The 12,011-nt window shown below is 60.7% G+C and carries 6 protein-coding genes and 1 pseudogene; 1 reads left to right on the top strand and 6 read right to left on the bottom strand.

Annotation, left to right across the window (positions count from 1 at the left end):
• Window positions 1–33 precede the first annotated feature (33 nt).
• Window positions 34–171 (top strand): annotated as a pseudogene (locus DBR24_RS31260) (LysR family transcriptional regulator); the annotation flags it as partial.
• Here the strand turns inward: DBR24_RS31260 and DBR24_RS07340 are convergent.
• From DBR24_RS07340 to recC, 6 genes are all read right to left on the bottom strand, one after another.
• Window positions 168–620, bottom strand: a complete 453-nt coding sequence (locus tag DBR24_RS07340) for an OmpA family protein (protein WP_177490467.1) — start codon at window positions 618–620, stop codon at window positions 168–170. The pseudogene DBR24_RS31260 and the gene DBR24_RS07340 overlap by 4 nt on opposite strands.
• Window positions 621–666: 46 nt before the next feature.
• A complete protein-coding gene (locus DBR24_RS07345) occupies window positions 667–1,935 on the bottom strand; it encodes a diguanylate cyclase domain-containing protein (protein ID WP_128614354.1) in 1,269 nt (422 codons plus the stop codon).
• Entirely contained in the window at window positions 1,932–2,507 is a 576-nt protein-coding gene (locus DBR24_RS07350; protein WP_128614355.1) for a YfiR family protein, read from the bottom strand. Before DBR24_RS07350 ends, DBR24_RS07345 begins: the two co-directional genes overlap by 4 nt.
• 118 nt (window positions 2,508–2,625) lie before the next feature.
• Window positions 2,626–4,734, bottom strand: coding sequence for an exodeoxyribonuclease V subunit alpha (gene recD / locus DBR24_RS07355; protein WP_128614356.1), 2,109 nt, complete (start codon window positions 4,732–4,734; stop codon window positions 2,626–2,628).
• The gene (gene recB, locus DBR24_RS07360) at window positions 4,731–8,420 is read right to left on the bottom strand and encodes an exodeoxyribonuclease V subunit beta (protein ID WP_128614357.1); all 3,690 of its coding nucleotides are present in this window, start codon (window positions 8,418–8,420) and stop codon (window positions 4,731–4,733) included. Before recB ends, recD begins: the two co-directional genes overlap by 4 nt.
• Entirely contained in the window at window positions 8,417–11,869 is a 3,453-nt protein-coding gene (recC, locus tag DBR24_RS07365) for an exodeoxyribonuclease V subunit gamma (protein WP_128614358.1), read from the bottom strand. Before recC ends, recB begins: the two co-directional genes overlap by 4 nt.
• Window positions 11,870–12,011: the final 142 nt, after the last annotated feature.

The raw sequence follows: 12,011 nt of genomic DNA on the forward strand, positions 1-12,011 counted from the left end.
CCCCGTAATCATTGAATGAACCTGAGCTCCTTGAAGTTCTGGATGCACCAACGGGCGGATCTCAGGAAGTTGAAGCGGATTACCCTGTTGTGGGATTACTTCCGCGAGGTGCCCCAGCGCAATAAGGGTCTGCTGATGGGGCAAACTCGGGAGATGCGGTTCGCCGACTAGTCGGCGCTGACCACAATCGAGACCCGGCGGTTTTCCGTGCGACCGGCCGCCGTATCGTTGGACGCCACTGGCTCCTTGCTGCCCAGGCCCTGCAGCTGGATGTTTTCTTGCTTCATGCCGACTGTGAGCAAGACGTTGGCGACACTTTTCGCACGACGCAGCGACAGTTGCTGGTTGTAGGCTTCCTTGCCCGACGCATCGGTGTGGCCATCGACCCGCACCCGCTCGATGCCGACGCCCAGCAAGGCCTTGCCGATGCGCTCGACGATTTCCGTGCTCTGGCTGTTCAGGCTTTCGACGTCGCTGCCAAACAGCACCTTGCCGGACAGGCCAAACTCCCAGCCCTCATCGGTCAGCTCAAAGCCCTGTTGTTTGAGTACCGCGACTTGTGCCGGGGTCAGGCCTTTTTGCGGGGCGGTCTGGCAGCCGGTCAGGGCCAGTAGGGCCATCAGCAACACGGCGGAAAACAATCGAACGGGAAGTTTGAACACGGGATTAGCTCCTGGTTTGAATGGGATCGGCCGGGTGCTCCGACCCGGCCGTGAATTGGGCGCCACGTGACAGGCGCTTGGCCTGATACATCGCCGCGTCAGCGGCATTTAGCAGCGCACCGGGTGTGGCGCCATGGTCGGGATAAACCGCGATGCCGATACTGAGCGAAGTCACGACACTGGTTTCGCCCGGCAGCGCAATCGGCATGTCCATGCTGGCGAGGATCTTGTCGCCAATGCGCTCGGCGTCTTCGATCCTGTGCAGCGGAGTGAGCAACACGGCGAACTCGTCACCGCCCAGACGCGCGACCAGATCCTCTTCACGCAGTTGCGCGCGGACCCGGTTGGCGATCGCCACCAACACCGCGTCGCCGGCAGCATGACCGAAATTGTCATTGATGCCTTTGAAGCGATCACTGTCGAGAAACAGCACGGCCACCCGCTCGTTGAGCTTGCCGGCATTGCGCAAGGCCCGAATCAGACGGCCCTCGAAAAAGGCACGGTTCGGCAGGCCAGTGAGGCTGTCGTGGCTGGCCTGGTGGGCAAGGGTTTCGTTTTCGCTTTGCAGGTGGCTTTGCCAGGATTCGAGTTCGCCGAGCAAAGCGTTGAAGTCATTGCCGAGGTTGTCCAGTTCGGCGATCTGCGCCGGCGGTACGCGGCGATCCAGTGCCCGTTCGCTGCGAGCGGCGTGGGCTACATCGGCGAGGCGGCGCAACGGGCCGGTGATCGCACGCAACTGTCGACGCGCCAGGTACAGCGCCACCCAGGCACTGATCGCGGTACACAGAAAAATCCCGGCCAGACCGCTCAACAGAAACCGCATCAGGCTGCCGCCGTGACCGGTGAGCAGAATATGACCGATCTCCCGATCCTGATGCATGATCGGCAGGTTGATCGGCCGCTCCAGTACGGCGCGGGCAATTTGCATTTCCAAACCGGAGAACAGACCGTTTTCCGGACGCTGCCAATGGGCGAGTAACTGGCCTTTCGCGTCCAGCACCTGAGCATCTGCCACCTCTTCGGTGGAGGCGATCAAGGCCAGCGCTTCGGTTGCGGCAGACTTGTCGTTGAAGACGACGGCCGCCTCGACGGTGTAACTGATCGAGCGGGCGATCAGGTGCAGGTTGTGGTCGGCGTAGACCCGCAACGCCAGCACGCCGAGAAAGGTCAGCGACACACTGGCCATCGCCACACCGACCAGCGCGACAATCAAATGCCCTCGGCCAATCACCGAACCCAGGGTTGGGCGGCTGCCAGGTTTGAACAACTTCATGGGGCCGCCGGTTTGCGGCGCGACAACTGCAGCACGCTGGGATGAATGCGCACGCCGCTGCGGGCAACGGAGTCGAGGTTGACCTCGAACGACACTTGCTCATCGCCCACCCGCAGGCAGAACAGGCTGCCGACCGTGCATTGGTCGCCGCCTTCGCTGATGCTCAGCACCGGATGGCCGATCAGCGAAGTGAACAGTCGGCTGCGTTCATCCGTGGTGAGTTTGCCGATGTACACCGCGTCGCATTCGCTGACGATGGCCGGGTTGTCTGCGAGCAGTCGCCGGACGACAACGGGACGGCCCGTGGCCTGGGTGGTGCCTTTGACCAGATCATCGGTGTATTCGGTGGGGCCGACGATGCACAGGCGCAACTGCGCAGGTTCCACCGGCCAGCGTGCGTAGCTGAGGATGCCAAGAACGACCTGAGTGACGGATTTTGCCCGTTGTTCAGCCATGCCCGTCGGCGCTTGCGTTTGCGCAACGGCAACGCCCGTCAACAACCAGAGCAGACCGACAAGCAACGCGTGCTTGCAGCCCGTTGCGCGCTCTGCCGCCCAGACAGACACCTTCATGCAGGGATTCTCTTGGACCGTACCGAAATGATGCCGCAACGATAGCACAGCAGGGAAACACCAGCGAGGCATCGACCCCTGACCGCTTGGTCAGTAATTCCAGCTGATCACCGGCACTTCATCGCCTAGCCTTACTGCCCTCCTCCAGCTCCAGCATCAATCCGCTCAGGCGTTTGACCTTGCGCTGCACCGCCTCTTCAAAGACCCCGGCACGCGGTTCGATCAGGGTGAACCAGTGCTTGGCACGCGTAATCCCGGTGTAGATCAGTTCCTTGGTCAGTACCGGATTCAGGGCATCCGGCAGGATCAACGCGGTATGGGCAAACTCCGAGCCCTGGGACTTGTGCACAGTCATGGCATACACGGTTTCAACATCGTTGAGCCGGCTTGGCAGCACGAAACGCACGCCGCCCTGGCCATCGTTGCGCGGGAACGCCACGCGCAGCACCGGTTTACCGGCATCCGGCCCCTCACGTTCGGGCAGCTTCAGGGCGATGCCGATGTCACCATTCATCAAGCCCAGTCCGTAATCGTTGCGGGTCATCAGGACGGGACGACCTTCGTACCATTGCTGGTCACTCTCGATCAGGCGCGCCTTGAGCAACGCCGCCGTGATGCGCTGGTTCAACCCTTCGATACCCCAGGGACCTTTACGCACCGCGCACAACAACTGGAAGGCATCGAACGCCTGCAAGACTTCACGGGCCCAGACGGTCCAGTCCGGATGCTCCAGTGGCCTGCCCGACGGCGGACGCTGATGGCGCAGCACGCTCAGGTAATGTCGATAACCTTGTGGGCCATCGCCGTGACCTTCGAGCAGCAGGCGCTCCAGCTTGTGATCGTTTTCGCCGGCCAGGCGCAACGAAAACACATCGTCATAGTGCTTCGTTTGCAGCAACTCACGGGCCTCGTCCGGCAGTTGCTGATTGACCCGGCGGGCGAGCTGGCCAATGCCGCTGCCCTCGCCGAAACGCCGTGAGTGGCGCAACATCACCACTTGCTGTGCCAGCGGATGCGAGCCATCGACGTCTTCATGCAAACCGCTGCCCTGCAATGACTCACCGCTGACCGCCTCCAGCCACTGCCGGGTCTGCGGGCTGTACCACCCGCCCTCGGCGTCGCGACACAGATCGCCGAGCACTGCACCGGCCTCCACCGAGGCCAGTTGATCCTTGTCACCCAGCAACACCAGGCGCGCATGGGCGGGCAAGGCATCGAGCAGATTGGCCATCATTTCCAGGTCGATCATCGACGCTTCATCGACCACCAGCACATCCAGCGGCAAGCGGTTGCCGGCATGATGACGAAAGTGTCGGGTGCCGGGACGGCTGCCGAGCAAGCGGTGCACCGTGGTCACATCGCAGGGGATTTTCTCTCGCACCGCTTCGGCGACTTTCAGCGATTGCACCTGCTGACTGATCGACTCGGTCAAGCGTGCCGCTGCCTTGCCCGTCGGTGCGGCCAGTCGGATCCGCAGCGGGTGCCCGGCCTCCACTGCCGGCGCCTGAAGCAACGCGAGCAAGCGCACCACCGTAGTGGTCTTGCCGGTGCCCGGTCCGCCCGTGACGATGCTGAAAGCGCCGCGCGTTGCCAGGGCACAGGCGAGTTTCTGCCAGTCGATCATGTCGCCGGTTCCGGCGGATCCGAACAGCTCATCGAGTCGTTGCGGCAGATCAACCGGTGTCGCCTCAGCCTGGGCAAGACGCTGACGCAACGCCAGATCAATACGGCGCTCGTACGCCCAATAGCGCCGCAAGTACAAGCGTTTCGAAGACAGCACCAACGGCCGTTGCTGCGCTGATTCACCGCTGTCGGCAGCCAGTGCTACCAAGGGGCTGCCCGCCAGAACCTTGCACCAATGCGCGCCGTCGAGCGCTTCAAGCAATTGCGAGGGCAGCAACAGCACGCCACCTTGCACATCGCCTTCGGGCGGTAGCGACAGCGCAAAATCCGGTGCTTTGAGGGTTTCGAACAGATCCAGACAAACGTGACCATGACCAAGCTGATGACTGGTAAGTGCCGCCGCGAGCAGCACCAGTGGATCGGTATCTGGCTCCAGTTCATGCAGAAAGGCCACGAAGGCCTTATCCAGTGAGCGCAGCCAGCCGCGCTCGACCCAACGGGTGATCAGCAACAACAAATCATCGGCGCTGGTCAGCGGCGAGAGTGCGGACAGAATGTCGGCAGCCAGTGGCGTCGGCAAAAGATCGGCGAAGGTGCGGCTCATAGCAGGACTCCCTGTTCCCATGCGGGTTCGGCCTTGGGTTCGGGCTTGCCCTGGAACATTCGGTCAAGACGCTCGATCAGCTCCCGGGGTGGCCGCGCAAAATACACGCCGCGACTGGCAGCACGGGTACCGCGCAGGAACAGGTACACCGCGCCTCCCACATGCCGGTCGTAATCATAGTCGGGTAGCCGCGCCTTGAGCTGGCGATGCAAGGCCAGCAGGTACAAGACGTATTGCAGGTCGTAGCGATTGTCGAGAATCGACTGCTCCATGGCTTGCTCGGTGTAGGCGAGATCATCCACGCCCAGCCAGTTGGATTTGTAATCGGCCACGTAATAACGGCCTTCGTGTTCGAAGGTCAGGTCGATGAAGCCTTTGAACATGCCATTGAGCTGCACCGCTTCGGCGCCCACCCGGGCCACGCCCTTGTGGGTGTACTGGCGCACCAGCTCGTCGAGCTTGAGCACATCGACCTTGTGGCTGGCGAACCAGAATTCCATCTCGACCCGGTATTGTTGCAACTGCTCGAGAATGACCGGTGGCTGTTCACCGCCAATCGGTAGCGGGGATTTGAGCAGATGCTGCAACCAGTCGCTCAGGGTGGTGATCCAGCCCTCCCAGCCACGCAGATTGCAGCGCCGCGCAATCGCGTCTTCCAGCGCCTCGCGGGCAACCGTAAACCCCTCATCCCCCGCCCATTCGAGCAAACCGTGGAGAAACGTCCCGGGATTGGGGCCACGCGGGAAGCGGTGAATGTCGGCACCACCGGCAATGATTTCTCGCGGGGCGTCAGGGTCGAGGCGTTCGTCATCGAACAGCTTTTGCGCTTGCGGACTGTCCGGCGCCTCGTCGCTACCGACACTCAGCACATCACTGATACGCAAGGCGCTGTAGGACGCAATCCACCAGTTTTCACTGGCCTTGCGTCTGGGCAACAGCGTGGCACTGAGGATGGCCTCATTACGCGGCGGCAGATAATGTTCGGAGGTGGCGTCGGGCATTTCACCGATGCTGATTGCCGGGCAGTCCTGTTGCAGGTCATGCAGCCAGCGGTTCAGTTGCGTCGACTCCCCCAGTAAAGCGCCGCCACCCAGCAAATAACCCAGCGCCGAAAGATGCAGCACGGAACTGTTGTTATTGCCGCGTTTGAGATCCGTCACGCCCAGCCAGCAGGCATGTTGTGCCCGGGTCAGGGCGACATAGAGCAGGCGCAAGTCTTCAGCCAGACGTTCCTCATCCGCTTGGGTAATCAGTTCGGCAGTGGGTTTGAGACTGACCTGGGCCTTGCCCGAGGCGTCGTGGTAATGCAGCGGCAACCGACTGCCATCCACCGGCTTCGCCGAGCAGATAAACGGCAGAAAGACCAACGGGTATTCAAGACCTTTCGACTTGTGAATGGTCACGACCTTGACCAGTTGCTCGTCACTTTCCAGACGCAGAATCTGCTCTTCACCGGCCTGACCGGACAATGCCAACAGCTCGGCCAGATGACGGATCAGCGCTTGCTCGCCATCCAGTTCGGCTGCGGCCTGCTGCATCAACTCCGACAAGTGCAAAAGGTTGGTCAGCACGCGCTCGCCATCACTGCGCGTCATCAGGATCTGCGGCAAATGGAAGTCGTGCAGCAGGCGCCGCAACATTGGCAGCACGCCTTGCTTGCGCCAGAGCTCGCGATAGCCACGGAACTGCATGACGCGGTTTTCCCAAACCAGTTCGTCCTGATTCAGACGCTCCAGTTCGGCCAACGGCAGATTTAACGTGATGCAGGCCAGCGCGGCTTTCAGTGAACGCTCGACATCAGGTTCGGCGCAGGCCTTGAGCCAGGACAACAGGTCATGCGCCTCTTGCGCAGCGAATACCGAGTCCTTGTCGGACAGATAAACGCTACGCACACCACGAGCGGCGAGCTCGGCACGCACGGCCTGTGCCTCTTTGCCGTCACGAACGAGGATCGCAATGTCGGAAGGCCGTAAGCCCCTGAAGTCTTTGCCCTCCTGCACGAACCCGGCCTGAGCGGTTTGCCCGCCATTGAGCAGCGCGGTGATTTCACTGGCGCAGGCAGTCGCCAATTGCTGACGATACACCGCGCCCGACAGTGGCTGGTCGGTGGACAGGTGCCAGATATTCAACGCCGCGACACTCGCTCCGGCGATCTGTAGATGCTCTTTACGTCCCTGAGATTCGACCGGTTGAAACGGAACCGGATTTTCACCACTTTTCTCCCGGAACAGAAACGCACCACGTCCCAGCACCCGGGTTTCCGCACGCTCGAAGACATGGTTGACCGCCTGCACCATGCCATGACTGGAACGGAAGTTGGTACCCAGCGTATGCAGACGCCCCGTAGTGGCCTGCCGGGCGCGCAGATAGGTGTAGATGTCTGCACCGCGAAAAGCGTAAATCGCCTGCTTGGGATCGCCGATCAGAAACAGACCGGTGTCAGGGCTGTTCTCTTCAATGCGATAGATGCTCTCGAAGATCCGGTACTGCACCGGATCGGTGTCCTGGAACTCATCGATCAGTGCGACCGGAAACTGTTCGCGGATCAGCGTCGCCAGACGCTCGCCGCCCTCGGCCTGGAGCGCCGCATCAAGGCGCAGCAACATGTCGTCAAAGCCCATTTCGGCGCGGCGCCGCTTCTCTTCTTCGAAGCGCGCGCCGACCCATCGGGCTGCATGCTGCAGCACTGCGGCGTCGGGGGTCGGCAAGGCATCGAGACTCGATTTGAGATCCGACATCGCGTCCAGTCCCGGATGGCTCGGCGCCTGGCCTTTCCAGGCTTCGGCCATGCCGTCGGGGGTCAGCCGCGTGAAGCCGGTGCCGATGTCCAGCTGTTCCACGGACTCATCTTCGGCCCAGGCCTTGAGCTTCTCGAACCACGGTTCAAAATAACGTGCCTGCATCTTGCGGCCGTCGACGGTCTTGCTCGCGACGCCTTCATGACAGATGGCCAACAGCTCGTCCGCCCACTCACGCCAGGGCATTTTCAATTCAAGCAACGCAACCCGGCGTTCCTGCAAACACTCGTCGATCAGCTCCGCCGGAGCCTTGCCTTCGTCGCTGTCGCGTGCACTGGCGAACAAGCCTCGTACACGAGGCAACAACGCCGCCGGCCCACCCCAATGACTGCGAACCCAGTTCAGCGCGTCGCCCTGCATCGGGTAGCAGAACAACCGCCAGTAATCGCGCAACACCTCACCCAGCAATTCGCTGTGATCGGTTTCCAGCGATTGCGTAAACAGGCTGCCGCTGTCGAACGCATGTTCCCGCAGCATGCGCTGACACCAGCTGTGGATGGTGGACACCGCGGCCTCGTCCATCCATTGCGCCGCGATATCGAGGCGATTGGCGCATCCTGGCCATTGCTGCGGATCAAACTGATCGCGCAATTCGGCGATCAGTCCATCGGGCGCAGGTGTCTCGTCGCGGAAGAAGCGCGCGGCCTCGGCCAGACGCGTGCGAATCCGCTCGCGCAACTCTTTGGTTGCCGCGTCGGTGAAAGTCACCACAAGAATCTGCGGCGGCAACAGCTCGCGACTGAACCCGTTCGCCTCACCGCCGTGCCCCAGAATAAGCCGCAGATAGAGCGCAGAAATGGTGAAGGTTTTACCAGTGCCGGCGCTGGCTTCGATCAGTTGGCTACCGCGCAGCGGGAAGGCCAGTGCAAGAGGAGTCTTCGAACTCATGGGCGCGCCCCTTCACTGGCCAATGAGCGCCAAGGCGCTTCAAACAGAGGTCGATACAAGACATCACACCAACCAGAGAAAGTCTCGTCGGTCAGCAATGCAACGAAGTCAGTGTATTGGCGAAATAGCGCAGGGCTTTCGCCGCGTTCGCCCTTGTTGTCCAGGCCATCGCCTTCGTAAGCTTTACGGGCAGCCGCCTCGGCTTTCAGCGGATCGGACTGGGATAACCAGGCGAACGCGGTCTTTACGGCGATCGGCAGAGGTTGTCGCATGCCCGCCTGCCAAGCCAGGAGCAGATCGGCGAGCAAGCCAGTGGCTCTGTCCTGATCCAGCGGCTCCAGCAGCAGCGTGTCGTCACTCGCCACCAATGCAGTGGTCAATGGAATTGCGCTGGCACAGGCCACGACGTGATTGACCCACGGTTTGGTCAACCGATGCCATTTGCGGCTTTTGATCGAGCCAATGCTGTTGGGAATGGTGGTGACCGACAAGACGCCACCATCGGCACGTTGATGCAATCCCGCAAGCCAGCCTTCCAGACGCACCCCCTGTAACTCCAGATTGACCGGTATTGCGCTGGTGAGCGGCGTAGGCCAGAGCGTCAGCAGTTGTTGATAGCGCTGCAGCAAGTCCGGAAGTGGCTCGATCAATTCGCGTTGCAGACACTCGCCAAAACCCGCCATTGGCAACAGTCCGCTGTTTTGCAGGCGCCGGGCCTGGGCTTCGAGCGCTTGATCGATATTGTCCGGCTGGCTAATCGCAGCTTCGAGCAGACTGTCGCTGAGTGTGTAGCGTTGCAGTGCGTCCAGTACGAAGGGTTCTTCGTCCGCCAGCGGTGCTTCAGCTGCTTCGAAATACACTTTGAGTCGCTGAGTGAAAAAGTGCCGAACAGGATTGCGCAGGAAATCCTGCAACAGTGCCAGACTCAACGGCTCCTCTTGGGTGTAGGGGGCGAGCAACTCGGTATCCTTTTGCAGCTCATGCTGCTGGTGCAACACCTGCCATTCGCTGGCATAGCTGAACAACGGGTCGCCTTCATGAAAGTAGCGCGCGCTGAATGGCTGCAAGGGATGCTCTTCAGTCATGGCGCCAAGTAGATCCTGGTTCTCGTCGGGCAATCGCCAACCGCTTGCGAGATGGTCGCGCAACTGGCCGATCAGGACTGAAGCGGGACGTTCACTGTTGTCGCGAATGCTGCGACCAACCCAACTGATGTAGAGCTGATTGCGCGCAGACAAAAGCGCTTCCAGCAGAAGATAGCGATCATCCTCACGTCGGGAGCGATCACCCGGCCGGTAGTCACTGCCCATGAGATCGAAATCCAGTGGTGGTTGTGCGCGGGGGTAGTCCCCATCGTTCATCCCCAACAGGCAGACCAGTTTGAAAGGAATGGCCCGCATGGGCATCAACGTACAAAAATTCACTGCACCGGCCAGGAAACGTTGAGACAGGCGCCCCTGATCAAGCCCCGCCAGCCAGGCTTCACGAACGACGGTCAGCGGCAGGTCATCTGTCAGGCCTACGGCTTCACACGTCTCCAGCCAGGTTTCACGAAGCTCTTCCAGTTGGGTCAACAAGTAATCGTCGTGTTCGTTGCTGGCTTTGAAAAACACCTGCATCAACGCTTGCAGGCGCTGCCCCCAAGCCTTGGGTTGAGCGGGTTGCATAAGCGCCTGGTGGGCGAGCTCCAGCGCATCGAGCAAGGCTACCAAGGGCCCGATCAATGCTGCATCCAGGCCACCGATCTCGTCGTAGGGCTCGATACCGGCGCAGGCTTTGGCACTGCCGACGGCGTATCCCAGCAACATTCGGCGCAGACCGAAATGCCAGCTGTTCTGTTCCAGTTCCTGCGGTAACCCCAGGCCCGCGCGCTGCTCGGCGTTCATGCCCCAACGCACTCCGGCACCTTCGATCCAGCGATGCAATGTTGGCAGGTCACGCTCCTCCACACCGAAGCGGGCGCGCAGTGCAGGAACGTCAAGCAGGTCCAGGATTTCACTGACGGGGAAACGGCTGTCTGGCAGTTTGAGCAGATGTTCGACAGCGATCAGCAAAGGATCGCGTCCACGTTGCCCCTGATCCGCCAAGGTGAATGGTATGAACCGCGGATCGTGCCGATCCAGTTGACCAAACACCGCGCGAATGTGCGGCGCGTAGCTGTCGATATCCGGCACCATCACAATCACGTCTCGAGGGCGCAGATCCGGATTGGCACTGAAACGCGCCAATAGCTGATCGTGAAGAATCTCCACCTCACGTTGAGCACTGTGAGCAATGTGAAAACGGATCGACTTGTCTTGCGTCAGATCGACGGCGGGCCAAAGCTCGCGGGTTTCATTGAGCGGCCGTAACTCCAGGATATCGTCCTGAAGCTGGTTGAGCAGGTTATGTGGCCGGGTTTCGCTGAACAGGTCGATACGCCCGTCGCGAAAGGCCGCGCGATAGCTGTTGGGATCGTCATAGCTATCGAGCAGATTGATGTAGTCACGACCTTGCTTGCCCCACGCCGCCAGAAGCGGGTGAGCATGCTGATGCAAGGTTTCGGGATCCAGTACGACGGGCATACCGCTCTTGCGGGATTGTCGCTTGTATTGATGACGCAACAAGTCTTTGTCCGCGACGATATCGGCCCAGTGGTGGCGGCAGGGATTATGCACACACAGCAGGACCTGACTGAAACGCGCGAGCCCGGCCAGTGCTTCAAGCACCTGGGCCGGCAACGAAGAAATCCCGAAAACGATCACTCGCGGGGGTAAGCCGGCAGGCGCTTTCTCGAGCCTGTTTATACACTCGATGAATCGTTGATGTACGCCGGCCCGGCTTTGAGCCATGCCCTGTTCACCGACATCATCCAATAACGCACGCCACAGTTCGGCCTGCCAGCAACTGGACGGCGGCAGCGGCTTCACCTCGCCTCTGACGTTACGCAACTGGTGCCGCCCTTCAGCCCAATCCTCAAGCCAGTCGGCACGATACACCTGATACTGGTCAAAGAGATCCGCGAGACGTTCGGACAGCTGATAGCGCTTGCGCAGGTCGGTGTCGTGGGTGAGGAAACGTTGTAGCGGTTCGAAATGCGGTCGATTGATGACCTGCGGCAACAAACGCATGAGCCGCCATGTCAGCGGGGCCTTGTCGAGCAGGGATTTGGCAGGAATTTCCTCCCGTCCCAACACCATGCGGTAGAGCTGCCACATGAAGCTGCCCGGCAATTGCACATCAATGGCAGCAGCAATCCCGCAGCCGCCGAGATCATCCTCCTCGGGATCTTCGGCCAAAGCCAGCTTCAGCCACTGAGCGATACCGTTGCTCTGCACCAGAGCAATTTCATTCTCCAAGGGTGCCAGCGGATAGCGCCGCATGATGCTGACCACAAGGCTGCGTAGCTCGTCCAGGCTGTTGCTCTGAACCACCATGAATGCAGCGTTGAGGGACTGGGCGTCCGGCATAGGGTTTCCTTGGAAAAGTACGAAAGCCAGGGCAGAACCTTAGCATTGTCGGCAGGTTGTGACAGCCGGACGGAGTCGGTGAATGCTGTACGAACTTTCCTGCGGGCAAAACAAAACCCCAACTGCTTTCGCAATTGGGGTT

The organism is Pseudomonas sp. HMWF006 (genome assembly GCF_003061205.1).
In the GTDB taxonomy this organism is placed as follows: domain Bacteria; phylum Pseudomonadota; class Gammaproteobacteria; order Pseudomonadales; family Pseudomonadaceae; genus Aquipseudomonas; species Aquipseudomonas monsensis.

What these genes read in the sequence shown, in the direction of transcription:
- DBR24_RS07340 (WP_177490467.1), bottom strand. Translation starts at nt 620, where the DNA reads ATGGCCCTACTGGCCCTGACCGGCTGCCAGACCGCCCCGCAAAAAGGC.
- DBR24_RS07345 (WP_128614354.1), bottom strand. Translation starts at nt 1,935, where the DNA reads ATGAAGTTGTTCAAACCTGGCAGCCGCCCAACCCTGGGTTCGGTGATT.
- DBR24_RS07350 (WP_128614355.1), bottom strand. Translation starts at nt 2,507, where the DNA reads ATGAAGGTGTCTGTCTGGGCGGCAGAGCGCGCAACGGGCTGCAAGCAC.
- recD (WP_128614356.1), bottom strand. Translation starts at nt 4,734, where the DNA reads ATGAGCCGCACCTTCGCCGATCTTTTGCCGACGCCACTGGCTGCCGAC.
- recB (WP_128614357.1), bottom strand. Translation starts at nt 8,420, where the DNA reads ATGAGTTCGAAGACTCCTCTTGCACTGGCCTTCCCGCTGCGCGGTAGC.
- recC (WP_128614358.1), bottom strand. Translation starts at nt 11,869, where the DNA reads ATGCCGGACGCCCAGTCCCTCAACGCTGCATTCATGGTGGTTCAGAGC.